Source organism: Serratia sp. CY33802, assembly GCF_052169095.1.
Lineage (GTDB): Bacteria > Pseudomonadota > Gammaproteobacteria > Enterobacterales > Enterobacteriaceae > Serratia > Serratia bockelmannii.
On sequence record NZ_JBJNLL010000004.1, the window covers coordinates 120,086 to 145,178 of the forward strand.

22 protein-coding genes and 1 pseudogene are annotated in these 25,093 nt (G+C 52.4%); 10 read left to right on the forward strand and 13 right to left on the reverse strand.

What is annotated here, in order from left to right; genetic code table 11:
* Positions 1-3,099, forward strand: a complete 3,099-nt coding sequence (locus ACJ8HA_RS15370; protein ID WP_442515392.1) for an HsdR family type I site-specific deoxyribonuclease — start codon at positions 1-3, stop codon at positions 3,097-3,099.
* A 106-nt stretch (positions 3,100-3,205) separates the two neighbouring features.
* Positions 3,206-3,424 (forward strand): annotated as a pseudogene (locus tag ACJ8HA_RS15375) (hydroxyacid dehydrogenase); the annotation flags it as partial.
* Between the two features lie 246 nt (positions 3,425-3,670).
* Here the strand turns inward: ACJ8HA_RS15375 and ACJ8HA_RS15380 are convergent.
* Positions 3,671-3,997, reverse strand: coding sequence for a hypothetical protein (locus ACJ8HA_RS15380; protein WP_161726093.1), 327 nt, complete (start codon positions 3,995-3,997; stop codon positions 3,671-3,673).
* 566 nt (positions 3,998-4,563) lie between these two features.
* On the opposite strand from ACJ8HA_RS15380, the gene ACJ8HA_RS15385 reads away from it, so the two are divergent.
* Positions 4,564-6,285, forward strand: a complete 1,722-nt coding sequence (locus tag ACJ8HA_RS15385) for a colicin-like pore-forming protein (RefSeq protein WP_197819564.1) — start codon at positions 4,564-4,566, stop codon at positions 6,283-6,285.
* Positions 6,286-6,301: 16 nt separating this feature from the next.
* Here ACJ8HA_RS15385 and ACJ8HA_RS15390 read toward each other — a convergent pair whose 3' ends face one another.
* The 3 genes from ACJ8HA_RS15390 to ACJ8HA_RS15400 form a co-directional block, all read right to left on the reverse strand.
* Positions 6,302-6,640 carry a colicin E1 family microcin immunity protein gene (locus ACJ8HA_RS15390; protein WP_171453125.1) on the reverse strand — a complete coding sequence of 113 codons (339 nt, stop codon included), beginning with the start codon at positions 6,638-6,640 and terminating at the stop codon, positions 6,302-6,304.
* A 67-nt stretch (positions 6,641-6,707) separates the two neighbouring features.
* Entirely contained in the window at positions 6,708-7,067 is a 360-nt protein-coding gene (locus tag ACJ8HA_RS15395; protein ID WP_172755891.1) for a TonB family protein, read from the reverse strand.
* Between the two features lie 1,767 nt (positions 7,068-8,834).
* Positions 8,835-9,623, reverse strand: coding sequence for a MipA/OmpV family protein (locus tag ACJ8HA_RS15400; protein WP_442515393.1), 789 nt, complete (start codon positions 9,621-9,623; stop codon positions 8,835-8,837).
* A 127-nt stretch (positions 9,624-9,750) separates the two neighbouring features.
* On the opposite strand from ACJ8HA_RS15400, the gene ACJ8HA_RS15405 reads away from it, so the two are divergent.
* Positions 9,751-10,449 (forward strand): response regulator, encoded by a 699-nt coding sequence (locus tag ACJ8HA_RS15405; protein WP_043140865.1) that lies wholly within the window; start codon positions 9,751-9,753, stop codon positions 10,447-10,449.
* Positions 10,446-11,621, forward strand: a complete 1,176-nt coding sequence (locus tag ACJ8HA_RS15410) for a sensor histidine kinase (RefSeq protein WP_025304813.1) — start codon at positions 10,446-10,448, stop codon at positions 11,619-11,621. Before ACJ8HA_RS15405 ends, ACJ8HA_RS15410 begins: the two co-directional genes overlap by 4 nt.
* A gap of 35 nt (positions 11,622-11,656) precedes the next feature.
* On the opposite strand, the gene ACJ8HA_RS15415 is transcribed toward ACJ8HA_RS15410, so the two are convergent.
* The gene (locus ACJ8HA_RS15415; RefSeq protein ID WP_025304814.1) at positions 11,657-12,559 is read right to left on the reverse strand and encodes a LysR family transcriptional regulator; all 903 of its coding nucleotides are present in this window, start codon (positions 12,557-12,559) and stop codon (positions 11,657-11,659) included.
* 140 nt (positions 12,560-12,699) lie between these two features.
* Here ACJ8HA_RS15415 and ACJ8HA_RS15420 point away from each other — a divergent pair, with 140 nt between their 5' ends.
* Genes ACJ8HA_RS15420 through ACJ8HA_RS15440 form a run of 5 tightly spaced genes read left to right on the forward strand, consistent with a single transcriptional unit; the run spans position 12,700 to position 17,981 of the window.
* Positions 12,700-14,235, forward strand: coding sequence for an MFS transporter (locus tag ACJ8HA_RS15420; protein ID WP_049204728.1), 1,536 nt, complete (start codon positions 12,700-12,702; stop codon positions 14,233-14,235).
* 41 nt (positions 14,236-14,276) lie between these two features.
* Entirely contained in the window at positions 14,277-15,320 is a 1,044-nt protein-coding gene (locus ACJ8HA_RS15425) for an HlyD family secretion protein (protein WP_043140870.1), read from the forward strand.
* Complete coding sequence (locus ACJ8HA_RS15430) at positions 15,317-16,762, forward strand: efflux transporter outer membrane subunit (protein ID WP_049204730.1); 1,446 nt, start codon at positions 15,317-15,319, stop codon at positions 16,760-16,762. The genes ACJ8HA_RS15425 and ACJ8HA_RS15430 overlap by 4 nt, the downstream gene beginning before the upstream one ends.
* Positions 16,743-17,516, forward strand: a complete 774-nt coding sequence (locus tag ACJ8HA_RS15435) for a siderophore-interacting protein (protein ID WP_025304817.1) — start codon at positions 16,743-16,745, stop codon at positions 17,514-17,516. Before ACJ8HA_RS15430 ends, ACJ8HA_RS15435 begins: the two co-directional genes overlap by 20 nt.
* Before the next feature lie 21 nt (positions 17,517-17,537).
* Entirely contained in the window at positions 17,538-17,981 is a 444-nt protein-coding gene (locus tag ACJ8HA_RS15440) for a universal stress protein (RefSeq protein WP_025304818.1), read from the forward strand.
* A 14-nt stretch (positions 17,982-17,995) separates the two neighbouring features.
* Here the strand turns inward: ACJ8HA_RS15440 and ACJ8HA_RS15445 are convergent, their stop codons facing one another.
* Genes ACJ8HA_RS15445 through ACJ8HA_RS15480 form a run of 8 tightly spaced genes read right to left on the reverse strand, consistent with a single transcriptional unit; the run spans position 17,996 to position 25,090 of the window.
* The gene (locus ACJ8HA_RS15445) at positions 17,996-18,625 is read right to left on the reverse strand and encodes a hypothetical protein (RefSeq protein ID WP_060434853.1); all 630 of its coding nucleotides are present in this window, start codon (positions 18,623-18,625) and stop codon (positions 17,996-17,998) included.
* The gene (locus tag ACJ8HA_RS15450) at positions 18,618-20,285 is read right to left on the reverse strand and encodes a hypothetical protein (protein ID WP_442515394.1); all 1,668 of its coding nucleotides are present in this window, start codon (positions 20,283-20,285) and stop codon (positions 18,618-18,620) included. Before ACJ8HA_RS15450 ends, ACJ8HA_RS15445 begins: the two co-directional genes overlap by 8 nt.
* A gap of 12 nt (positions 20,286-20,297) precedes the next feature.
* Positions 20,298-20,825 carry a tight adherence pilus pseudopilin TadF gene (gene tadF, locus ACJ8HA_RS15455; RefSeq protein WP_072008262.1) on the reverse strand — a complete coding sequence of 176 codons (528 nt, stop codon included), beginning with the start codon at positions 20,823-20,825 and terminating at the stop codon, positions 20,298-20,300.
* Complete coding sequence (locus ACJ8HA_RS15460) at positions 20,809-21,213, reverse strand: hypothetical protein (protein ID WP_043140890.1); 405 nt, start codon at positions 21,211-21,213, stop codon at positions 20,809-20,811. Before ACJ8HA_RS15460 ends, tadF begins: the two co-directional genes overlap by 17 nt.
* A gap of 59 nt (positions 21,214-21,272) precedes the next feature.
* The gene (locus ACJ8HA_RS15465) at positions 21,273-22,031 is read right to left on the reverse strand and encodes a tetratricopeptide repeat protein (protein WP_442515395.1); all 759 of its coding nucleotides are present in this window, start codon (positions 22,029-22,031) and stop codon (positions 21,273-21,275) included.
* A complete protein-coding gene (locus tag ACJ8HA_RS15470; RefSeq protein WP_043140897.1) occupies positions 22,031-22,942 on the reverse strand; it encodes a type II secretion system F family protein in 912 nt (303 codons plus the stop codon). The genes ACJ8HA_RS15465 and ACJ8HA_RS15470 overlap by 1 nt, the downstream gene beginning before the upstream one ends.
* Positions 22,939-23,844 (reverse strand): type II secretion system F family protein, encoded by a 906-nt coding sequence (locus tag ACJ8HA_RS15475; protein WP_049205748.1) that lies wholly within the window; start codon positions 23,842-23,844, stop codon positions 22,939-22,941. The genes ACJ8HA_RS15470 and ACJ8HA_RS15475 overlap by 4 nt, the downstream gene beginning before the upstream one ends.
* Positions 23,837-25,090 (reverse strand): CpaF family protein, encoded by a 1,254-nt coding sequence (locus ACJ8HA_RS15480; RefSeq protein ID WP_043140903.1) that lies wholly within the window; start codon positions 25,088-25,090, stop codon positions 23,837-23,839. The genes ACJ8HA_RS15475 and ACJ8HA_RS15480 overlap by 8 nt, the downstream gene beginning before the upstream one ends.
* Positions 25,091-25,093: the final 3 nt, after the last annotated feature.

A 25,093-nucleotide genomic window follows, 5' to 3' on the forward strand; every position in this document is an offset into this window, starting at 1 on the left:
ATGGACAACTACAAAACTATTGCCGAATCCAACAATTTTATTGTTCTGGACAAATATAGCCGAGAATGGAAGGCTGCGGAAAACTACCAAAGCGAGAACGACCTAGAGCGGGAACTGCTTCAGGACTTAGTCAACCAGGGCTATGAGTTACTGCCCGGGCTAAATAACCCAGAGGCTTTGCTTGGTAATGTGCGGGTACAGTTGCAAACGCTCAATCACGTGCAATTTTCCGACGGTGAATGGCGACGTTTTGTGGAAATGTATCTCGATAAGCCCAGCGACTCCGTTGTGGATAAGACCCGTAAAATTCACGATGATTACATCCATGATTTTGTTTTTGATGATGGCCGCATCCAGAACATCTATCTGCTGGATAAGAAGAATATCGCCCGTAACAAGCTCCAGGTGATAAAACAGTTTGAACAAACCGGTAGCTATGCCAATCGCTACGATGTGACCATTCTGGTCAATGGGTTGCCCTTGGTGCACGTTGAGTTGAAAAAACGTGGCGTCGCTATTCGAGAAGCGTTTAACCAGGTACACCGCTATAGCAAGGAAAGCTTTAACAGCGAGCATTCTCTCTATAAGTATTTGCAGCTGTTCGTCATCTCTAATGGCACAGATAGCCGCTATTTTGCCAATACCACGGCACGCAATAAAAACAGTTTCGATTTCACCATGAACTGGGCGAAGGCGGATAATAGCCTGATTAAAGATCTGAAGGACTTTACTGCTACCTTCTTTCAGAAGCACACCCTGCTTAATGTGTTACTGCATTATTCGGTGTTTGATGTGAGTAACACTCTGCTGGTGATGCGTCCATACCAGATTGCCGCCACCGAACGCATTCTGTGGAAAGTGAAAAGCGCCTTTGAGGCCAAAAACTGGAGCAAACCTGAAAGCGGCGGCTTTATCTGGCATACCACGGGTTCCGGTAAAACCCTCACCAGTTTCAAGGTGGCGCGTTTGGCCACTGAGCTGGAGTTTATCGACAAGGTATTCTTCGTTGTGGACCGCAAGGATCTGGATTACCAGACCATGAAGGAATACCAGCGTTTTTCGCCTGATAGTGTCAATGGCTCCGACAGTACTGCAGGCCTCAAGCGCAATCTGGAAAAAGACGATAACAAGATCATCGTCACGACCATTCAGAAGCTTAATAATTTGATGAAAAGCGAGGGTGAACTGCCTATCTATACCAGGCAGGTTGTATTCATTTTTGATGAGTGCCATCGCAGTCAGTTTGGTGAGGCACAGAAGAACCTGAAGAAGAAATTTAAACGCTTCTATCAGTTTGGTTTTACCGGCACCCCCATCTTTCCACAAAACGCGCTTGGCGCAGACACCACCGCCAGCGTGTTTGGTCGGGAATTGCATTCCTATGTTATCACCGATGCCATTCGTGACGAAAAAGTGCTCAAGTTCAAAGTGGACTACAACGATGTCCGGCCTCAGTTCAAAGCCATCGAAACCGAACTGGACGAGAAACAGCTTAGTGCCGCAGAAAACAGGCAGGCTTTGTTGCACCCTGACCGTATTCGTGAAATTACTCAGTACATCTTGAACAACTTCCGGCAAAAGACGTATCGCCAGCAGGCGAACGCCAAGGGTTTTAATGCCATGTTTGCGGTGAGCAGCGTGGATGCTGCAAAGTTTTATTACGAGTCGTTCAAGGAGTTGCAAAAGCACAGCAATAAACCACTGAGAGTGGCCACTATCTTTTCGTTTGCTGCCAACGAAGAGCAGGATGCTGTAGGGGATATTCAGGATGAAAGTTTTGATGTCTCGGCCATGAATACTAGTGCCAAAGAGTTTTTAAGCGCGGCCATCGCGGACTACAACGTGCTGTTTAAAACTAACTTCAGCATAGACAGCAATGGTTTCCAGAATTATTACCGCGATCTGGCCAAACAGGTTAAAGCTAAGGAGATCGATCTGCTGATCGTGGTGGGTATGTTCCTGACGGGCTTTGATGCCCCGATGCTGAACACTCTGTTTGTGGATAAAAACTTGCGTTATCACGGCCTGATGCAGGCCTATTCGCGCACCAACCGAATTTACGACGCGACCAAGACCTTTGGTAATATCGTTACCTTCCGTGACCTGGAACAAGCGACGGTGGATGCCATCACCCTGTTTGGTGATAAAAACACCAAGAACGTGGTGTTGGAAAAGAGTTACCATGAATACATGGAGGGGTTTACCGATGTAGTGACCGGTCAGGCGCGACGCGGTTTTATGGATGTGGTCAGCGAGCTGGAGCAGCGTTTTCCTGATCCTGCGGCAATTGAAAAAGAAGCTGATAAAAAAGCCTTTGCCAAACTCTTTGGTGAATACTTGCGCGTTGAGCATGTGCTACAAAACTACGATGAGTTTGCTAGCCTGAAAGCCCTGCAAAGCGTAGATATGAACGACCCTGAGGCGATCGAAGTGTTTAAAGCCGAACACTATCTGGATGATGAAAAGCTAGCCGAGTTGCAGGCCATAAGCCTGCCAGCCGAGCGTAAGATCCAGGATTACCGCTCGACCTACAACGACATCCGCGATTGGCAGCGTCGTCAAAAATCGGCAGAGGATAAAGACAAATCCACCATCGATTGGGATGACGTGGTGTTTGAGGTGGATCTGCTTAAATCCCAAGAGATCAACCTCGATTACATACTTGAGCTGATCTTTGAGCACAACAAAAGAACCAGAAGCAAAGCCGATTTGGTTGACGAAGTTCGCCGGTTGATCCGCGCAAGTCTTGGTAACCGAGCGAAGGAGAGCCTGTTGGTCGATTTTATCAATCAAACCGACTTGGATAAGATTGGCGATAAAGCCAGCGTGATCGAAGCCTTCTTCGCCTTTGCCCGGATCGAGCAACAGCGAGAAGCTGACGAGCTGATCGGTTCTGAAAGTTTGAATGATGAGGCAGCCAGACGTTATATCACCACTTCACTTAAGCGTGAATTTGCAAGTGAAAATGGTACTGAGCTTAATTCTATTCTGCCCAAGATGAGTCCGCTGAATCCACAGTACCTGACCAAGAAGCAAAGTGTTTTCCAGAAAATTGCTGCATTTGTCGATAAGTTCAAAGGGGTGGGGGGAACAATTTGATACATGCAACATGTTGCCTGAAAAATAAATGCCATGCGCTCCTACATGGATCTTCGGCATACTAGGTGCATTACTGCGCGATAAGTCAGATTAAAACGGAGGCAGCATGACAGATAAACACTTAGCCCAATCCCCGGCAGGTGAATTTGTCATGTTTGCCAGAGATGACGGCGAAGTGCGCGTTGAATGTCGTTTTGAGCAAGAAACGCTGTGGCTGCCTCAGGCGACCATCGCGAATCTTTATCAAGTGACTCACCAGGCGATTACGCATCACATCAAAGCGATCTACGAAGACGCGGAACTTGAACAAAACGCAACCTGTAAGTAAGACTTACAGGTTCAGCAGGAGGGGCCCGTCAGGTAAGTCGCAATATCCTGCATTATAGATAGTCTGCCCTTAATCTGGCCCCCGCATTACAGAACGGCTTCAGAGTTCACGCCACCGCTGATATGCCTCCCGGCCCATTGCGTCAGAGCCAGCGATATCCGTTCTGGTTCGTTAAGTGGAATGCTCACAAACAGCCTGAACCGCGGGGGAGGCAATTAAGTACCGTGCTTACCCTTGTACAGGCTAGGGCTGATAAATATTGCCTTCATGCATTTGCAACAGATGGTTGTTCGCCTGCTCGCTAAGTTCCGACAGGGCGGGGAGGAGATGCGCAGAAGCTTTGAGCCAGACGCTGATTTGTACCCTGCTGTTTGTTGAGATTGATGCCCCGTTCTCCAGCGATTCAGCCAGATACGCTAACCCATGACATAACCCTTCTGCGGATTCCTGAGCTACGGCGCTGAGATCGCACAATTGGATATCGCTGAGTTTGTAGAATTGCAGGTCGGCAATGAGGTTGCGGAAGATAGAGATGGAGCTGTCGGTGAGTGTTTGATTCATTTCAGTCATGATGATGTTCCCTTGAAGGATGGTTATCACCACTGCCAAAGAGTTCCAAGCTTTGGTGGTGGCCCAGACAGGTTTGGAACTCCGGCCCTTCAAACACCGGCCAACCTTGCGGTTGTCCTGCCTGAGCCACCGAACTGAGTGTGCACGTAGGCACTGAAAAAACACAAGTCTTTTCAGCGTTGAAGGGGACGGGGTTCCAATCCCGGTCGCGGATTTTGCCGCAGCAAGAAGACTATATTCCGGGGATAACGTACAGGAAATAGTCTGGATGAATTTACAGGCGTTTGTTGCGGAGATTGGAATCGGGCTCGCAAAAAGCTTAGCAGTGTTAAACTCTGACCAACCCGTCTCTTAAACGTTACCAGCATCTCTATCGCTTAGGTGCGCACACCCGCACCAGCCATTACCCGTCATGTTTTGATCCAGTAGCTTGTTCATTCTAACTGCTTGTTGTGCCAGATACCTCACAAATGAGAATGAATGTCATTTGATTGTTCTTGGTGGATGCAACCTATACAGTCGATTTTACTGTGCATTTGTACAGCATCAATCAACGGAGATAGCCCATGTTTTTTAATGCAAATATCAAGTTTAAATATCATTCACCGGATGATGGTGACAGCATGACGGTGACTGGCGATCGTCCCAGTCGACCTGGTCCCACCGGCCCCACGGGCAATGGTGGCGATAGCGGCGGTGGCAGTGGTGGTACTGTCAGCTGGCAGGTCATGCAGCCTGGCGATGTGCTTGTCTCCCGGTATGGCAAGGTCATTATCAATGCCCAGGGTCAGCCAACGATGAACGGGGTCGTTATGAACTATGAAAATTCATCGTTAGTGGATGATGGTGCGGGCGGTGCAACCCGCGTACTGAATTCCATCATCGATGCTGCCAAACCGCCGGCCGGCCAGAATTTTGGCAATAATGCCAGCATTTCGGATGGGCGCTATGCCGGCAAAAACCCGGCGGCAGACTATACCCTTCCGCTGGCTATCTTTACGGCGGTCCGTCGCGGCCAAATCCCACCTGGCTTTTGGCTTGACAACAACAAGGTCATGACCGAGATCACGCAAAAATACGAGATCAACGGCGGCGGCAAAGGGAATGATCGAACTGGATACAGAAAATCTAATGTGGCAGTACCTGGCTTGACCAATGCCTATCAGCAGTGGCAAAAAGAACAGCAGGACATTGCGCAACAGGAAGCCAAGCGCAAGGCGGAAGAAGAAGCACAGCGTAAAGCGGCCGAAGAGGCGAAACGTAAGGCGGAAGAAGAAGCCAAGCGTAAAGCGGCAGAGGCCAAGCGGCGCGCTGAGGAAGAGGCGAAACGCAAGCAGGCTGAATGGGATGCTCAGAATAATGAAAAGGCTCTGCAGCAAAAAATCAAGGATACACAGTTAAAAATCGATGCGACTCAGAAAAATATTGATCAGGGCGTTCAGCAGCGTTCCCAACTCGAGAGCCAACTCCCTGTGGTGGTCAGTGAGCGTGACAGGCTGATTAAATTATCAAAACAAGGCAGCAAATCAGCCCAGGCGGAGGCCAGAAATGATCTGGAGGATGCGGCAAATCGGGTTAACCAATTGAACACCAACATTGAAAAAGCCAATGCAGCGGTGCTGCAGGCACAACAGCAACTGGCACAATATCAGAAGGAAAAAGCTGATGCCGAGGCGCGTTTGAATCAAGCTCAGGCAGAAAGGAAAGCCCGAGAAGAAGCCGAAGCTAGGAAGAAAGAAGAGGAGGCGATGAAAGACGCCATCAAGACGACGGCGGACTTTTACAAGGAACTGACGGAGAAATTTGGCGAGCAGTCCGCCAAGGTGGCCAAAGAGCTGGCCGATGCGGCCAAGGGGAAAACGCTCAAAAATACGCAGGAGGCGCTGAAGGCGTTTGAGAAGTACAAGGACGTGTTGAACAAGAAATTCAGCGTCGCCGATCGCGAAGCGGTGGCCAAAGCGCTGGAGTCGGTGCGCCGAGAGCATATCGCCCAGAACCTTGCCAAGTTCAGCAAGGCGTTCAACTATACGGGCAAGGCCATCGATGCCTACGATGTCTTCGTCGTCGAGTTGCCCAAAGCGATCCGCACGCAAAACTTCAGACCGCTTTTCGTGAAGGTAGAGACCCTCGGGGCGGGCATGGCCGCCACGGCGCTGACGGCGTTTGCCTTCAGCGTGATGCTGGGCACGCCGCTGGGTCTTTTCGGTTTTGCTATCATCATGACCGTGGTTAGCGTGCTGATCGATGAAAAGCTCATGGAGAAGGTCAACAAAGCCGTCGGCATTTAACGTTAAGAAAGGCCGTTTACACGGCCTTTTTATTTCTGAGAAACAGGGCAAGCAGATACAGGGCACCAAGCGGCACGGCCATGACATAACAGAATGCATAATACAGGATCAGCACCCCATTTTTGCCGATGGTATCGACGAACAACCCACGATGCCAGAATGCTTCACTCGTGAACTGCAGGGCGAACGTTTCAATGCCTTTTTTGGCGCAGGGATATAGCAAAAGACTCAGGATGGCGGCGACCAGAGAGAGTGGGACATTCACGTTAGCTTGGAAAGAATGGATGTAATAGAGCGCGATAAAAAAGTAAGTCACGCCCCACACCTGACTTTTCCAATAATAAGCTTTGGTCATTCGCACCTCCCTTGGCATCGGCCTTTTTCATCTTTCGAACTTGCCATCGTACCTGCTTTGCGGGCGATCAGCGAAACGGGACCCCATTGCCATAAACCGAGTTGGTCGGTTTGGTGGTGAAGTTAAAGGTGAATTCACGATCCTTCACCGGTTGATCGCGTTCAAAGCGCCAGTTTTTCATGGCAGTTTGCACTGATTCGTCAAAGACCCCGGCGGGCTTTGCCTGCACAATCCGTACGTTGCTGACCGTGCCGTCACGCTCGATATCGTATTTCACTTTGATGACACCATTGGTGTTTTTCAACAGAGCCTGTTCAGGGTAAACAGGGGCCGTTTTAATGACCGCTTTAGGGGACGGTTCTGCACTTAGCGCCAGCGCAGGCGTCATACACAGTAACAGGAGGGCGACAAACGTATGTTTTCTCATGTCATGATCCATTGGTTAAAAAAATAGCGAGTATAGTGTAACGCTGCGAATTCATTACTAAATATAGAGCAGATCTCAAAATGCTGATTTGGTAACCCAGTGAATAACTGATGTTTTACCCAAGACGTCTGAGTATGCGCAGGGCTTCGGCAAAATGCCAGGTTATCGGATTATCTGGCAGGCATATTTGGGTTCTGCCGCGAGCGTACCCCTCCCCAACACACCCCCCCTAACTCCCTCTGCAAAAAGAACTGCTTGATGGTTTGCCGCAGCCAGCGGTGCGCCGGATCGCGATCCAGGCGCGGGTGCCAGACCTGGACGATAAACACCGATTCCAGCTCGAGCGGCAGCTCGATATCCGCCAACGGCAGGTGGATGTTGCTCTCCCCGCAGCACGGTGCCGTCGACCCGCGTTTCCTTTACCGCTACATCTACCGTGTCGGAGTCGATACGGTACCAAAATCCGGATGATGCCCGGTGAACTCGCTTATCTTTCTTGTATTCCCCTAGATGGGCTGCGCCAGTGAGCGTCGGACTAGGGAGATCTTCGCATCGCCGCTGATTATCGCCCCCTTAAAGAGACAACGTCGATATTTCAAACTCTCCAAAACAAGCCGCCTTTTGCCTGCAGCGGGCACTTCGCTGCCGAACGACTGCAGTAGAAAATCGACGCCAAAAGGCGGCTATAAAACCCCTTAAACCCCACAAGCAAAATCATTTGGGGGCATAATAAGAGGCATGGTTCAAAATGAAATCCGATAAAATGGAGTAAATTCAACTGGAGTGGCTATCAAATGCGATTCCTGTGATTGCTAATCCTGCCAGTCTCACCGACCCGTGTTAACAGTAACCCATTGATTAAAGCTAATTGGGACCCGTCGAGCTTGCCATATTGGTGAAATGCAGCATACAGCCGGACTACGAGGTTGTCTGGCTGTATGGGGGCATGAGGGCTACTTATTGAACAGGTGCGTACCGATGGATAAACAGCCGCTGAGTAAGAAAATGGATGACAGAATAGAAATGTAAATGAGTGACTTCATTCAGGCCTCTGACGATTAGAAAAGCGAAACGCAGCCGGATAACGCAAGCGTTGATGATAGGGTTAAAAGGTAATAGGCAATCTTTATAAACATAAATTCATCCTGTTTTACTGGGTTACCACTTTCGGTTTGATTATGTTCCGTACGTTCTGTAAAAATAAATAACTGCATATTTAATCCGGCTATCCGGGTGTGAAAGACCGGAGTATTTTCACTTTGGCGCCATGTTGAGCGTTTCTTTGCAGTGGATTGACACTGGGTTGATGATTTTTTGGCATGCTTTCCTTTTTGGTGAATAAACCATTCAAGACAGTTAAACTGTAATGAGGAAGGCCATCGTGAAAACCATGTCGTTAATTTTTTTACTGGTATCAATATTCATCACCGTGATTCATTGTCATGAAAGGCCATGCTCCGGCATTCAAAGTGGTATTGCCATACTCGGCAACGGAGCAGGAGCAATAACCTGTGATTTCAAGTCATGCTCTTCTCATGATCTACCGCAATGCGTTAATACCCCCAGGTTTTATATATTCAAACCGTTACTAAAACGTTTGAAAGCCGCGTTAAAACCCCAGTTTTTGACTTCATCAGTCAAATTTCCTTGAATCGTCGGTTGAAGAGTAATGAAACTTTAATTACAGCAAGCTGTTGAGTGGAGGATCTTTAAAGTCCCATTACTCTTCTGAACATCACTTTGCGGCTTCAGGTTTTTTGCACTGGCTTAGAACGTGTAGCTTATTGCCACGACTCCCGTTGTCCCCTCCTTTTGTTTAACGATAGGGCTATTGGCGGCGTTATCCCCCAGCCAGGTATGGTTAATGCCAACCCATCCACCCCAGGTTTCGGTAAACTGATGCGCCCACGTCAGGCTCACGTCGGTACCGTAATAACCGCCCGAGCTGTTATAACGTGAGTAACCCGAATTAGCGCTTTGCGTGCTATTAACGCCGTACCAGGTGTTCATATAGCGAGAGTCTGCAAATAATGCGCTGATTTTTAGCGCGACGGTATCCTCCTCATCCAGAACAGGAATGAAATCGACGGAGGTCGCGTAAGATATCCCCTGGCCATCACTCAGCGGCAGGGTGGCTTTTCCCTCTAAGACCAACCATGGCGTTACCGCCCATCCCAAGGCTAAGCCAGTGTTAACGGTTGCTGAAATATCCCCCATGCCTTTAAGCGCGTCAGAGCCTTTACGCCAACCTGAATCTTCATCGGTTCGCCCTGAATCATAGCCTATCGTTGGAATGAAATATAAACCGTTCTCGCTTTGGAAACGAAAACCAGCACCATTCATTGAATCGACAAAAAAGTTATCCTGTTGGAAATGAAATTGCGGTGCGGCTCCCCAGGTTTGCTCATTCGAACCACTGTATTTAGGCGATGATGCCGCGCCAAGGCTCACGGTAAATGCCGTTCCGCTGTTATCGTTATCGCTTGCATAGCTTGTGGAAATACTGGATATTATCAGCAGAGCCAACGTATTTTTAATGATTTTCTTTTCTAACATTATGAGCCTCGGTATTATGTGTATCGGTATGATAAGACTGTTCACGCAAGGCGGAGTATGCCGATGATTTGTCAATTAACCGTCAATGAATAATCAATAAATAGCCAAGATCCTTCAGGGGAATGAGATGCAAAATAAACGGGTTCTAGTCATTGAAGACGATGTCGATGCGGCAAATGTACTGGAGGCTTACCTTAAGCGTGAAGGCTATAATGTCGCGGTGGTGGGGAATGGGCTGATTGGTTTGAATACGGCTTTAACCTGGAAACCCGATCTCATATTACTAGATGTGATGTTGCCTGATATGAATGGAACGGAAATATTGGCGGCGCTCAGGCGCAAGGTGAATACGCCGGTTATCATGATCACGGCCATGGGGGAACCTCATGATAAAATTGGCGCTCTTCGTTATGGTGCGGATGATTATATCGTTAAACCCTATAACCCCGGTGAAGTTATGGCACGTGTGCAGGCAGTGTTAAGACGAAGCGGCGGAAGTCAGCTGGCTGGCGAAGAAATATTGCGCTGGGAAAGGCTCGAACTGGATATCGCTAATATGGTAGCGAGAGTCATCACGAGCGAGGACGGCGCCCATGTTCTGGATTTAACATTAACCGAATTTTCCATTCTCAGTACGTTAATGAAAGCGTCGACACGGCCACTGAGTCGTCAGCTATTACTTGAAAAATGTTTACCTGAAAGCGATGCGCTCGAAAGAGTGGTGGATACGCATGTTTATAATCTAAGACGAAAGCTTGAAGCGGCAGGCGTTGATAACGTGATTTTTAATGTGCGCGGCGTCGGCTATAGGTTTTGCAAATCATGAAAAGGAAAAATAAATCTCTTTTGTTTTGGGTGTCTGTTCGCATCGTCATCGTCGCCATCGTGACGCTTTTTACCATTATTCTGGCGATGTGGGGCATTTTTGCTGCCCAGTATTTTTATGTCATTCATGAAATGCCGGCATCGGTTTACGAAAGATTCTTGGTGCTGCGCGAGAACCCCAGCCTGGACATAGAGGCGTTTCATGAGATCGTCGATACGTATTGGGGGCTGGATTACAGTACACCTTCGCTGACTTCTTTAAATTGGGGATGGCTGCTTATTTTCCTGATCGTTGTCGTTCCATTGATAACGTTAATGTGCGTGCGCATCGCACGCCCTCTTACCGCCCAATTCCGAAATCTCACCGACGTTGCGGAAACCGTGGCTCAGGGAAATTTTAAGCAACAAGCCGAGCTGGTCCAGGCGTGTCCTGATGAAATAATAAGGTTCTCAATAAATTTCAATGAGATGGTCAATAAACTCGCTTTATACGAGCGTGAAATAAAAGCGTCGCATGTGGCGTTGGCCCATGAGTTGCGTTCACCGTTGACCGGGGCTATGGGCCGCCTTCAGGGCATGATAGACAACGTGTTTCCTGCAAGTCAGGCACAGCTGAATATGGTGATGACGCAATTAAAAAACCTGAGTTATTTGACTGACGATCTGTATTTCCTCTCTCTGGCCAGTGCGGGCCAACTGAAATTAAGTAAAAACGTTTTTACTATCAATAGCGTGTTAAAGGAGAGAGTCGCCTGGCTCAAACCTCAGTTGGAGGCTGCGGGCATGTCCATCTCTATCGAGGAGGGCGGGCCGCTTCATTTTATTGGGGATGAATTCAGACTAGGTCAGGTATTCAGCATACTTATCGAAAATATGCTTCGTTATTGTAGCCAGGGCGATCGAATGTGCATTCGTCTCGAACAGACCGCACAGGAAATCGTGTTGGCTTTTCAAGATACGGGGCCTGGCGTTGCACAGGATTATTTGCCGCAAATGTTTGAGCGTTTTACTCGCGGTGAGACTTCCCGCGCGCGCGATTCCGGCGGCAGCGGGCTCGGGCTCTCCATTGCGAAAGCGATTTGCGCTGCCCATCATGGAACGATAAAGGCCAGTCTGCCGGCCGGCAAAGGGCTGTTAATCACGATAAACTTGCCCCTGCCGGCAGTGTCATAATGCGCTGAAGGGGGCATTATGGGCGGCGAACCCCCTCACTCCCGCTGCAAAAAGAACTGCTTGATGGTCTGCCGCAGCCAGCGGTGCGCCGGATCGCGATCCAGGCGCGGGTGCCAGGCCTGGACGATAAACACCGATTCCAGCTCGAGCGGCAGCTCGAGCTCCGCCAACGGCAGGTGGATGTTGCTCACCCCCTGCAGCACGTGGCGCGGCAGCGGCAGGATAAAGTCCGATTTCATGGTCAGCATCATCGCCGAATGAAAGCCCGGCAGGGTCAGGGCGACGTTGCGCTGCAGGCCGAGATCGCGCAGCGCGTCGTCGATCGGCCCCTGCGTGCGTCCGCGGCGAGAAACGCTGATATGCGGGTAATGGGTCAGGGTTTCGGGCGTTACCCGGCCGATGATCGGGTGCCCAGGGCGCACCAGCGCCTGAAAGGTGCTGGTGAACAGGCTCTGCGTCTTGATTTCCGGGTGCCAGTCGCGTGAGGAACCGATCACCAGATCCACTTTGCCGCTGCGCAGCGCGTCATCCTCGCCGTCGCTTTCGGCGATGAATTTCAGGCCGCTCAGCGGCGCCGATTCCCGCAGCGTCTCCAGCAATCCGCCCGCCAGCGCGCCGATAAAGATATCGTTGGCGCGAATGGTGAAGGTTCTGGTCAGCTTGCCGGGTTCGAACGCATCACTCGGTGCGATCAGCGCAGTGGCCTGCTCGATGATGTCGCCGAGCTGGCGTTTCAACTCCAGCGCACGCGGCGTCGGCACCAGATGCTTACCGGCTCTGACCATGATCGGGTCGTCGAACTGCCGGCGGATGCGCCCGAGAATGCGGCTCATTGCCGGCGCGCTCAGATTCATCTTCTCGGCGGCGCCGCTCACGCTCCCTTCTTCCAGCAGCAGATTCAGCGCATAGATCAGGTTGAAATCAATTTTTTGCGGCATGGCCTCTCCGGGGGGGATGCGCTCAATGGGTTGCGTTTTGTGCAACTAGTTAATTACATCATTTCATTTTAAACAATCGAAATAACTCCGGATACTGCCCACGACAACAAAGATTGAGGCTGAAACAGCAGGAGTGGGGAATGGTTGAGGTGTCTGTTACGCCGCACCACAAAAATCGATGGCTCGCCAGCGCCGGTGAAATCAACGGCCGTACCTGGCTGGGGTTGTTCGGCGTGTTTTTGGCGGTGATGGCCAGCGGCGTGGGGGAAAACGCCAGCAAGTTTGCGCTGGCGGATATACAGGGTGGCATGCTGCTGAGCTTCGATGCCGGCAGCTGGCTGACCACATGCTACGTCACCGGCTTTGTGATCGGTTCCGGGTTCACGCCCTGTTTTTGGCCGACCTTTTCGCTGCGCCGGGTGGCGTTGACGATGTGCGGCATTTACCTGGCCGGTGGGCTGTTGACGCCCTGGTTGGGAGATCAGTATGGCGTGCTGCTGGCGGTGCGCAGCCTGCAGGGCTTCGCCGGCGGCGCGTTGCCGCCGATGCTGATGACGGTGGTGCTGCGTTTTATGCCGCCGCTGATCAAGGTGCTGGGGCTGGGTGCCTACGGCTGGGTCTCGGCCTGGAGCGCTACGTTGGGCGCTACCGCCGCCGCCTTCGCCTTTCACTGGGGCTGGAGCGGGTATTTCTACTGGAACCTGCCGCTGATGGCGATCGCCGCCGTGTGCATCGGTTACGGCCTGCCGCAGGATCCGTTGCGGCTGGAGCGCCTGCGGCAGTTCAACTGGCGCGGCCTGCTGCTCGGCGGCATGGCGCTCGGCATGTTGACGGTGGGCATTTCACAGGGGGAGCGCCTCGACTGGCTGAACTCGCCGCTGATCTACGTTTTATTATTGGGCGGCGGCGGATTATTGGCGTTATTTCTGATTAACGAATGGTATCACCCACTGCCTTTTTTTAATTTGCAGCTATTAAGCAAAAGGAATTTGTCTTTCTCCTTAATTACGCTGGGTGGCGTGCTGTTAATTATGGTGTCGCTGGTTAATATCACGTCGGGATATTTAGCCGCGATTCAGGGTTATCGTCAGGAACAAACCTCCGACTTAATGCTGTGGGTCGCATTGCCGCAATTAATTACGCTGCCGATCGTCGCCATAATTTGCAATACGCCGCGGGTGGATTGCCGCTGGGTGCTGGCGATCAGCCTGCTGTTGATGGCCACCGCCTGCGTGCTGGCGGCTCAGCTGACGCCGGAATGGAACGGCGACACGTTCCGCGTCATCGCGCTGTTGCAGGCGGTCGCTCAACCGATGGCGATCATCCCGTTGCTGATGCAGGCGACCGGCGGGCTGTTGCCGACCGACGGGCCGTTTGCGGCGGCCTGGTTCAACGCGGTGAAAGGTTTCGCCGCCACCGCTGCCGGCGGCGCCATCGCGCTGCTCAGCCGGCAGCGCGGGGATTATCACGCCGGTACGATCGCCGACGGCTTCGGCTCGGCCTACAGCCGCGCATCGGGGTCGACGGAGCAGCTGGCGCAGCTTGCCGCCCGGCAGGGCCACGTGCTGGCCAGCGCCGATCTTTATCTGTTGGTTGCCGGCCTGGCGTTATTACTGACCGCGCTGATTTTAGTTATGCCGACCCGTATTTATCCGCCGCGTTCGGTCGCTGCCTGACATTTTATCATCAGAAATAAATATTAATTGGAGTCACTTTTATGGCTAACAAGAAAGTCGCCGTCGCCGTATTGGCGGTTGCCGTCATTACGCTGGGGTTATTAATCAATAAGTTCTTTATTAAAGAGACACAGCAGAATACCAACGACGCCTATATTCGCGCCGATATCTCGCGTATTTCTCCGCAGATTGCCGGTGAAATTGCGCAGGTGTTGGTCAGGGACAACCAGTGGGTCAAACAGGGGGAATTGCTGGCGGTAATCGATCCGCGTGAATTCAACGTCGCATTGGCGCAGGCGACGGCGCAGGAGCAATCCGCCCGCGCCCGCCAGGACGACGCCAGGGCCAACCTGACCCGACAGAGCGCGCTGATCGCCGCCGCGCAGGCGGAGCGGCAGGCGGCGCAGGCGGAGCTGGCGTTTGCGCGCCAGGAGCAGAACCGCTACCAGAGAATGGCCAGCAGCGGCGCGGGTTCACAGCAGGCGGCGCAGCAGGCGACAACGCGAGTGCACACGCTTTCCGCCAATGTGGCGCAGGCGGAGGCGACGCTTAAAGCGGCGCGAAACATGGAGCAGGTGCTGCAAGCCAAGCTGGCGGACAGCGATGCCGAGCTGATGCTGGCGCAGGCGAAGAAAGCGATGGCCGAGCTGAACCTGTCTTACACCCGCATCACCGCGCCGATCGGCGGCGTGATCGGCAAGAAAAGCCTGCGGGTCGGGGAGTTCGTCAAACCGGGCGATGCGCTGCTGGCCATCGTGCCGCAGGACAAGCTGTACATCATCGCCAACTACCAGGAAACCCAGTTGGAAAACATTGCGCACGGGCAGTCGGTGGACATCCATATCGATACCTTTCCCGGCCAAACGCTGAAAGGGCAGGTGGACAGCATCGCGCCGGCTTCCGGCGTCAGTTTCGCGGCCGTGGCGCCGGAGAACGCCACCGGCAACTTCACCAAGATCGTTCAGCGCATCCCGGTGAAAATTGTATTTGATATCAACAAAGAGCACGCCGCTTTGTTGAGCGCCCTGCGCGTCGGCATGTCTGCGGACGTCAGCATCAATACGCTGGACGGGGGCCTGCAATGAACAGAGCCGTGATCCCGCTGCTGTTGATTGCGCTGAGCGGCTGCCGGGCGGTGGGGCCGGACTACGCTCGGCCGCAGAACGCGCTGCCCGAGAGCTGGGGTGAGCAGGCCGGCGGCGGGGCGCTGCCGGTGGCCTGGTGGTCGATATTCAACGATGCGTCGCTGTCGCAACTGGTGCAGCGCGCGGCGGCCGGCAACCTGGATCTGCAGCTCGCCACGGCGCGCATGCAGCAAAGCCGCGCCTTGCTGGGCGTGACAGAGGCGGCGCTGATGCCGGATCTGAGCCTGGACGGCGCCTATCAGCGCCAGCGCGCCACCTCGGTGGGCAGCATGGATCCGTCCGGCAACGGCGGAGAGGCGGATTATAACCTCTGGCGCGGCGGATCCAGCGCCACCTGGGAGCTGGACATGTGGGGCAAGCTGCGTCGCGCGTCGGAAAGTGCGCGCGCCGGCTTTGCCGCTTCGCAGGAGAACCGGCGCGCACTGCTGACGTCGGTGACGGCGGAGGTGGCGAGCGACTATCTACGCCTGCGCGCCACGCAGCAACAGCTGGCGGTGGCGCAGGAAAACCGCGCCACGGCGCTGCGCACGCTGCAGCTGACGCAAAGTCGTTATCAGAGCGGCGCGGGCAACGAACTGGATGTCGATCAGGCGCAGGTGCAGTTGGCGCAGGTGGATGCCCTGCTGCCGGCGCTGTTCGATAGGCAGGAACGCTTGATCAACGCCATCAGCCTGCTGTTGGGCGAGCGGCCGGGCGCGCTGAAAGCGATGTTGGCGCCGACGAAGCCCCTGCCGACGCTGGCGCGCGCGGTGCCGATGGGCGTGCCGTCGGATCTGGCGCTGCGCAGGCCGGATATTCGCGAAGCGGCGGAGCGTTTGCATCAGGCAACCGCCGAGATCGGCATCGCCACCGCCGACTACTATCCGCGCATCACGCTGACCGGCAATGCGGGCTATCAGGCACTGGCACTGGCGGATATGGGCAGTTGGTCCACGCATACCTTCGCCATCGGCCCCGCCCTGTATTTGCCGCTGTTCGACGGGGGGAAAATCACCCAACGGGTGCGCCTGAGCGAATACCGGCAGCAGGAAATGGCCATCGCCTACCAGCAAACGGTGTTGCGCGCCTGGCACGAGATCGACGACGCGCTTTCCGGCTATCGCGCCCAGCAGCGCCGCCAGACGCACCTGACCGAAGCGCTGGCCGCCAACCGACACGCGTTTGCGCTGGCGCGCGACAGCTATCTGAACGGTGCGAGCGATTTTATCCACGTTCTGAGCACGCAGCGTGCGCTGCTGGATCTGCAGTCCGCGCAAATTGTTTCAGAGGAGGAGACGGCGATCGCCGTGGTGAATATCTATCGAGCGCTGGGCGGCGGCTGGGAACACACCTACCCGTCGGCGGCGCCACAGGAGAAGGCTGATGCACAACACGCTGAATAAGATTGTCGACGAGATGCTGGAAAGAGACACCCGCCGCAAACGGGAGGCCCGGGTGAGCGCCGTGCGGCAAGTCACCGCCCGGATCCGCCGCATCACGTTGAGCGGCGATGATGTGGATAAGTTTATCGCCGATCCGCGCGCGCAGGAGCCGGCCAGTTGGGTCAAAGTGTTCTTCCCGTGGCGCGACACGCTGGCCGGGCGGGCTTACACCCTGAGCGGCATCGACAAACTCGCCCGCACCTTCGATATCGATATGGTACTGCACGGCGAAGGCCCGGCGTCGAACTGGGCGCGCGACGCGATGCCGGGCGACAAGCTGGGGTTCGCCGGCCCTTGCTCCGGCGGCTTCCGATTGTTGCCGCAAACTCGCTGGCTGCTGTTGCTGGGCGATGAGACCGCGTTGCCCGCCATGCGCACCATTCTCGCCTCGCTGTCCGACCCGTTGCCGGTGCTGTGGTTCGCCGAAGTGGGCGATGCGCAGGAGATTCAGGATGTCGATTATTCCTTTTTGCAGGTGAACAGCTGGCAAATTCGCACCCGACATTTTGACAGCGTGATGAACAGCCCGCTGGTGCAGGCCGTCAGCCATTGCGAACTGCCGTCCGGCGAAGGGCAGGTATGGCTGGCCTGCGAACACCAGATTGCCGCGTACCTGAAGGCGCGCTTTATCAACGAAATGGGTATCTCCCGCGCTGCGCTGTTTGCCAAGGGGTATTGGAAAAAGGGCGAAGCCAACTTCAAGGGCGCGATTTAACTCAGGCGAGTGAGGATGGTTATGATTGAGAGAGTGTTATTGGCGGTGGACTGCTTTGAACACAGCGGCAATGCCCTGGATTTTATGGCGCGCCTGCAAGGCTGCATCGGCGACGTGATCGTGCTGACGGTGGTAGACAATGCCTTTACGCTCAGCCGCAGCGGCCTGCGTTTCGACAGCGATGAGCGCGAGGAGTACCCCGCCGCTCAACGGGAAGAGGCGCTGGCGGAAAAGCAGGTCGGTCAGGTGACGCGGGCGCTGAAGCAGCAGGGTTTCAACGCCCAGGGCTTGCTGGCAGCGGGGACGCCCATCGAGGTGATCCCGGAACAGATGGCGCTGTTCAACTGCGATTTGCTGATCATCTCGCACCGCCACCTGTCTTCGTTGGGGCGCTGGCTGAACGCCTCCGTCACGCGTGGCCTGCTGGATGAGATTGGCCAACCGGTATTGGTGATCCCGCGCTAAGCCGGAGGGGGATTTCACTGGCGCTGATAGAGATAAATGTCGGCGCGCCGATCGTTGGGGTTGGCGATCGGCCTCTGGCCGCTGCGCGCTGGCCTGGCGCCGAGCGCAATCAGGTGAATGGGGCTGGCCTGAGGTAAGCGCTCGGCGATACGGTAGCCGCGTTGATATGACAGTGCTCGGTTGTGGCTCGCGTTGCCTATTGAGTCCGTGCGGCTGACAATAAATATGCCGTCGTAGTCGGACGTCTGGCTGATGTGCGAGCAGCAACGCGCCAGCGTCGCCTCATCAACCAGGGCGCTACCGCTTGCGAAATGCACCGTGCCGACATGGCTCATGACGATGTTTTCCTTGGTCAGTAGCAAGGCGCCGAGGCTGTTGGCGTCGTAAGCGTTTTCCTGGTGGCACAGTGTGCCCAGGTACTCGTGCAACACGGTGACGAATCGATACTGCACCAGCTGGCTACGGCTCAGCCGTGCGTTGGTGCGGCCGTCGAACCGGAGCAGACCGGCCTGGCGTTTTGCGTCGCCGAAGCGTTCATATATCGGGCCGGTTTGGCAGCTGGACTGATTGAGCTCGTCGCTGCTTTTAGCATAGGAAAAAGGGGCGCAGAGCAGCATCAGCGCGATCGTTATAACTTTATTCATGTGCGTTAATGTTCCTGGTGGTGGATTCTTGCGAGAAGATAAAGTTGAATTGCTCTTCCAGCGTTGGCGTGGATTCGTTGTTTATATCTTCAAGGTTGATATAGCCCGGATCGGTGAACCACTGGGTAGCGCAGCTCAGCTCTTCGAACTTATCTCGGCCATCCTGATTCTGGGTAACGACGATCAGCTTGGCCGACTTATTATTGATAAAGCCGGTCTTAATGGCTGCGCAGCTCTGTCGGATGCCGGTGACCTCGTCGGGATCGATAACTTCTTTTGTGTCCGACGCAAACAGAATAATGACGTTGCGTGCCATGCCGCGAGAGGCAGAAAACGCGGTGCGCCCCGCCCACAGTAGCCCTTCCAGCGTTTTAATCTTATTGGTGCTAAAGTCGATGCCGGAAAGCGCGCTATTCACATTTTGGGATGAGGTCAGGCCATACTTTACGGTGCTGGCGGGGCAGGTGCCGGCATCGCCAAAATAAACGCCGCGTTTGACCGCGAGGGAGGATAGATATTCCGCACTTTGGTAAGTCGTCTTTGCGGCGCGTTCAAAATCACTCTGCGTAATTGAAAATATTCCAGAGTTAGCAAAATTATCGGTATAATCATCCAGAAGATAATAGTTATCGTACCTTTTTGCGTAATGCTTGGCCAGAGGAAAGTAATCAATATACTGTTGTTGTTGCTTAAGGTTGTCTATAACTTCTTTCTGTGCATCGACATTTTCTTTGGCAATCTTTATGTTTTCATTAGCCATTGGCAGCATCGCCTCAGCAAGTCTTATCTCTTGTTGATAATAACTTATTTGTTCTGTCAGCTCTTTATATTCCTGAGTGCCGGGATCATGTTGACTAAGCTCATTATTCAAATATATTATCATCTGATTACTATAATCAATCTCTGCGTTTAATCTTCCGAGATATTCCTCGGCCATTCTTAATGTATTTGCAAGTTCAGCCAGGTAATCTTCTTGCGCAAAGAAGCTTTCCCACCAGACAAATGAAAAGGCATCGCTCCGGGCGATCCCGGTATAGCATTTGCCCCCGGAGTTGACGCGAAAAGAGTATGGGATCACCGTCGTTCGGGTAGCCGGCGCTTCGGCATACAGGCGGGATAGTGAGCTCATTAGCGCCGCCCACGCCTGCATCACGTTTGCACGGTTAAGACTGCTGGCCTCGACGGCGATAATCACGTGTAACGGTCTGAAAACTTTGACGGCGTTATCCGCCGTGGAGATCCTGACCTCTGGGTCGAGGCCAATGGTTTTGTTTATTTCATCGAAGGGAACGTTAGTGTTTTGACTGACGTTGGAAGTGGTCGCGAGCAGTTCGCTGATCCGCTTATTTTCTTTTAGCTCCTGAAGCTTTTCCAGCGTGGTTTCTTGCAGCTCCGCTGAGAAGGCATGGGTTGCCTGATTCATATTGGCGCCTGTCGCTTCGGCTAGCCGCCCAGCATTGGCGGTCACCGTTCCTCTTTCTACCATCGAGGTACGGGTCACGACGGAGGTCAGCCGCATTTCTCGCGTTTTTTCCATGATGGTGGAGGAGTAGTTTTCGACCCAAAAAATAGAGATCACCACCATCATGCCGCCAATCGCCCACAGCGGCATTAATCCACCCTGTTCATCACCTAAAAAACGCTCGAATTTATTCTTCATGATTATTATCTTCTAATGATGATGGCCAATTTGGATGGCACTTTCTGCCAGCAGCGTTTTATTTTTAGAGAATAATCCCGGTTCTGTTTTTTTACAGATGGAAACCCGATACACCGAGTTAGATTTGCCGAATGAGGTTTTGATATCGATGCCATAGTCAGTCAGCCGCTTGGTGAGCTGGCAGCCTTCTTTGCTCCCGGGTAGCTTATACATGCTGTATTGCCCCGTTGCGTAGGCGATTTCCTCAACGAAAACGTCGAAAAACGGCGCTTCTCCGCCGTTCTTGAACTGGCTAAACATTTTAGCGACGTTAACGACGTCGCCTTGGCTTAAATTGGCATTGCCAAACAGGCTGTCACGATGGGAAATAATATTCACCATTTGATCGGCCAGTTTATTAATACTAAACTGTACTGACATGACCAAAGCCTGCTGCATGGTATAAATCAGCAGCACGGACAAGAATAGGGTAACAAAGGTGCCTTCAACGGCGACGCTACCATCCTCATTATCAACAAGCCTGTTAATGGAAGTAATCATTGACGATAAATACCTCGCGATCAAATTGTTGTGGGAAAGACAGTAGGTCGCTTATCCAATCGCTGCTGTATTCACGTTGGATCTGATAGGCGATGTTAATCAGCTTGGTTTTCTTTCCGCACTTTTTGCTGACTTTGATATTGATATCCTCATAGCAGGTTATCTTTGGCTCCGAATAGAGCAGCGCGCTGAAATAAAACTCACTGCCGCTCTTGTTTAAATCGGCCAGGAAGTTTTCATTTATCTTTTCGACATCGTTGTCTAAAAACGAGAGATCGACGCGCTGTGACGCAAACTCTTCGTTGAAATAAATGATTGAGATATCGTTCTGAAACCTCAGCACCTCATAAATCATCATCAATATGATAAAGAGGATCGGCAGCAGCACGCTGGCCTCGATGGTTGAGATACCTCGCTCCTCACTCCCTACTCTAGTGAATAGACTTATCATTTTGCGATTTTCATACCGTTAAGATCGTTGATGATCGTCATGGAATCCTCGCGGGAATAGCGCATGCTGAGCAGCTCAAAGGCGCGGGTCTCTTGGTCACCGCGAATCAGCGCCATGATCAGGTTGGCATACATCTCTTTAGATTCCGTATTGCTATAGCCGGCATACAGCAGAGAAGGGTCTATATCCCCTGTGCTGGCCTTGGCCATGTATTGTGCAATCTTCAGGTTGTCGGCCAGCGCCGGGTCTCCCGGCTGGTAGGTTCTGGCGCGCTTCAGTTCGGCGATGCAGGTTTCATACTTATTCTGCTTACAGTAGGCAATGGCGGCATACATCAGCGATTTGCCGCGCATAGTAGCGCTTTGGGCAAGCGCCATTTTCCCTTCGGCAAAATTCTGTTTATACAGAGAGATAGTTTCCTGATATTGATGTCGCATCAGACTGTTCTTCATTAGTTCGATAATCACCCTTGGGTAATTCTCATCTGCGCGGCTAATTTTTCCCTGAATAATCTCCAGTTCCTGGCCCTCCATATCATATTTATTCATCTTGGAATAGATATCGGCCAGGTAGAAGCGTGTCTCGATATTGTCCGGTTGCGCTTGCAGACTATCTACCGCGATCTCCCTGGCCTTTTCAAAGGCGCCGACGCGGACCGCCAGCTGAGCCGTTTCCCGATCGTTTCTCAACATATCGGGCGTGCCGTTGACGCAGGCAGCAAGAAAGACTATCGAAGTGAGGACTAACTTTTTCATTACGAGATCATCTCCAATGACAGGCTGCCCATGGCGCGTAGCAGGCCAGGAGCAATGATTTCAACAATAACCGGGAACATGATAAAGAGAATGAGCGGTATCCCCATCTTGGCGTTGACGGAGCCAATTTTTTCTTCGGTTTCTATAAAGTGAAACTGGCGGATCTCTTTAGATAACTCTTGCAGACCGGACTGCATGCCAGCGCCGAACTGGGCGGAGTTACGCACGGTTGCGATAAACTCCTTGACCTCGCTTAGGGGAACCTCTTCATAGAGCTTTTCGCAGGCGATGTTTATATCGCTGTATTTCAGCGTGCGTGAAAAGTTCTGCATGCTGTTGCCTAACAGACCGGAGAAGCGATAGAGCACCGGGGAAACGGTTTCTAAAGCGGCCGTCAGCGTCATGCCAGTTTTGATACAGGTGGCGCACAGATCGAGAAAGTAGACGAAGTTGATCCTGAACTTTTTGATCTCGTTCTTATGTTTTCTCTCGAGATAAATCTTTGAGCCAATGTAGTACACGATCATGAAAACAGGAATGACATAGAATGACAGATTACCCAGGCAGGCTAACAGCGTTAGGGACAGAGTTGAAAAGAGAAATATGCTAGAGATATAAATATAAAATAGGGTGCTTTCTTGCAGCGAGTAATATCCTGCCTTATTAATGAGAGCATGGTATTCCGTATGGGACAGGTTGTTTTCAACGTAGAATGATAGCTTTCTCATTAATAAAGAGAACAGGTCTTTAATCCTGTTTTTCAGGCTGAGGTAGTCATCGAGGTTCTCGTGTGAGGAAACGATAAAGTAAAATTTATCATAATACTCTTCTTCTTTCTTGTGGCTCTTTAATCCCCAGATAAACACAATAACGCCGACGATAAAGAGCGAAGTTGAGATAAAGAAAATCACAGTTCAACTCCCTTAATCATGCGTGAAATAATGAAAAACCCGATGCTGACGCTAATGACCACGTAAATCACCACGTAGCGGCCATAAAGCTCATCGAAGAGGTAAACGAAGTTCCAAAAGGCGAACTTATAGAGTACGACCAGCATCAGCAGCGGTAAAAGCGCCAGGATCTTTGCCGCCCCGCGTGCCTCTGAGGTTAACGCCTTGGTTTTTTTCTTAATGACTTGAGCGGCGACCAGGTCATTGGCCAGGGACAGCAGGGTATCTTTCAGACTGCTGCCTTTTTGTATGGAGATACGAATATACGAACTAAAAACAAAGTAGCCTTTATAGGGGTAGATTTTCTCACCCCGGCTGAGTATGTCATCAAAGGACACGCCGTTTTTCAGTTGGAATGAGATGCGGGTAAATTCTCGCTTCATGATATCGCTCAGGTTCTCCGCCGCTGCATCAATGGCCGCGTATATCGTCTGGCCCACGGCCAGGTTGCGGCTGATAAGCCGCAGCGCATAGGGGAACTGTGCTTCGAAATAGTCGCTGAAACGGCTCTGGTAGATGCCGTACAACGCGGCAAACGAAATAGCTACCAGGATCACGGTGCCAAATACATAGGCAAACGACGAGGCGCTGAAGGTCAGGCAGCAGAACCACCAAAACAGGATGTAGCCGCCGCTGACCACCAGAGACATCACCAGGCTTTTGGTGCCAAAAATAAACACGAAGTCGGGTAGGTAAGACTTGCCGATGAGCTTTTTTATTTCCTTGGTTTTCTCTTTCTCAGCCGGCTTCGCTTTACCGAAAAAGTTCTCCCACTTTTTCTTCTTCGCGGCCTTTTGCCTGACGTATGAGAACATCAGCAGCAGAAGCAGCAGGGTGATGAGGAAGCCCGTCAGGTTAGTCATGCAGGATGCCTTTGAGCTCTGGGAGCAGCCCGGCGAACGCGGCCTTTGATTCCAGAATGGAGTAGGCGATATTCTGCTTATGCGCATACTTCGTGACCGTATCCGACTCTTTTCGCCTTTCGAGCAGGAATACGTCCTGGCTTTGAATGACCTCACCCTCCAGCGTGCCGATTTCCGTAATGTTGGTAATCTTCCTCGAGCCGCAGGGCAACCTTGCGCATTGAATAATAATATCAACGGCCTGCGATATTTGGCCGCGAATGGTTTTGGCCGAGATATTGGAGTTCGCCATGGAGAGCATGCTTTCCAGGCGCACCAGCGCGTCTTTTGGCGTATTGGCGTGAATGGTTGAGAGCGAACCTTCGTGGCCGGTGTTCATGGCCTGAAGCATTTCAAAGGTTTCATCGCCACGACACTCGCCCACGATGATCCGGTCTGGGCGCATACGCAACGCGTTGATCACCAGGTCACGAATCGAGACTTCACCGCCGCCGTCAACACCCTTAGGGCGCGACTCCAGGCGCACGACGTGATCTTTTTGCAGCTGCAGCTCGGCGGCATCTTCGATGGTGACGATGCGGTCGCCATCATCGATTTCGTTCGAAATTGCATTGAGCAGGGTGGTTTTCCCTGAACCCGTCCCCCCCGAGATGATGATGTTCGCCTTGGCCCTGACCATCAGGCTCAGGTAGTGCCCCATCGCCTCACTCATCGAGCCAAAGTTGATCAGGTCGATCAGGTCTAATTTATCCTCTTTAAACTTTCGGATGGAGATGGTGCAGCCATCTAGGGCCACGGGCGGAATGATGATGTTGACGCGGCTACCGTCGGCCAGGCGGGCATCGACCATCGGCGAGCTTTCATCTACCCGACGCCCAATCGGCGCAACAATACGCTGCGCGATACGCAGGATCTGCTCATTAGATTTAAACTGAGAATCTTGCTTGATGAGTTTGCCCGCCCGTTCGATGTAGATGGATTTACACCCGTTAACCATGATGTCGTTAACGCTGGGATCGGCCAGCAGATCTTCGATGGGCCCCAGCCCGAAGATGTCGTCATAATAGCTTTTGATCAGCTCATCAAACTTTCTTCTGGTTAATATAATATTTTCCAGATCGAGCGCCGGTATGAGCAGTTCTTCAATTTTCATCAGCGCTTCATGAGTGGCAGAGCTGTCATAGTTTTCTATTTTTATTTGCTCTAACAGCGCGTTTCTGATTTTTTCATAGGTTTTTATATCCATGTC